The sequence below is a fragment of the Methanobrevibacter oralis genome (genome assembly GCF_001639275.1).
Classification (GTDB): domain Archaea; phylum Methanobacteriota; class Methanobacteria; order Methanobacteriales; family Methanobacteriaceae; genus Methanocatella; species Methanocatella oralis.
In genome coordinates this window covers 1-669 of sequence record NZ_LWMU01000025.1, presented here as the reverse complement: position 1 = coordinate 669, position 669 = coordinate 1, and the positions used below count along the sequence as shown (strand labels likewise).

Below are 669 nucleotides of genomic sequence, written 5' to 3'. Positions count from 1 at the left end.
CTTCCAAAAATTCAATTTCTTCGATTCTAATTAAACGGAAATTACTGGCATTTGCTTTAACAATCGTTCCATCAACAGCAACACACTCTCCATCAATTAAATTAACTTTCATACCAAAACTAACTATATATTGGAAAAAAGCATCCAATTAAAACCCTACTTTCTTGTAAAAAACTACTAATCGTGGATTTTTTAGGAGCCTTATTATTCAAAATATAATTAACTGACTCATCATTATTAAAAACCCAATCAGCCAAAGCACGACAACTATAATTTATTATGAAAAGAACCATAAACTATTAAACCCAATAATTCCTCTGCTAAATACTCTTTAGGTCTACCAAACTTATTAAAATCATAATCAAAAAGCAAAGGAAAATCTCTTTTAAAGGAATAAATTAACTTTTTAATCGTAAAAACAAGATGATTATTATCTAAATTCTCACCAGAAACAGACCAAACAAATTTAGTCTGCATACAACCAACATGTTCAGTTTCAGTACTCATAAATCATTCACAACACTTAAATTATTAACAACCTACAAAAACCAAAACATTTAAGTGTCACAAAATACATAAAAATAAAATGTGAGAATGTTTTGAGTTTTTTGTGCTTATTAAACTATTTACATTCTCACATATTTATAATTAACTACTTTTAAAAATTAG

General features: G+C 26.6%; 1 protein-coding gene. It reads right to left on the bottom strand.

The window, feature by feature from the left end:
• Positions 1–267 precede the first annotated feature (267 nt).
• A complete protein-coding gene (locus MBORA_RS00630; RefSeq protein ID WP_052331770.1) occupies positions 268–507 on the bottom strand; it encodes a hypothetical protein in 240 nt (79 codons plus the stop codon).
• Between the last annotated feature and the right edge of the window lie 162 nt (positions 508–669).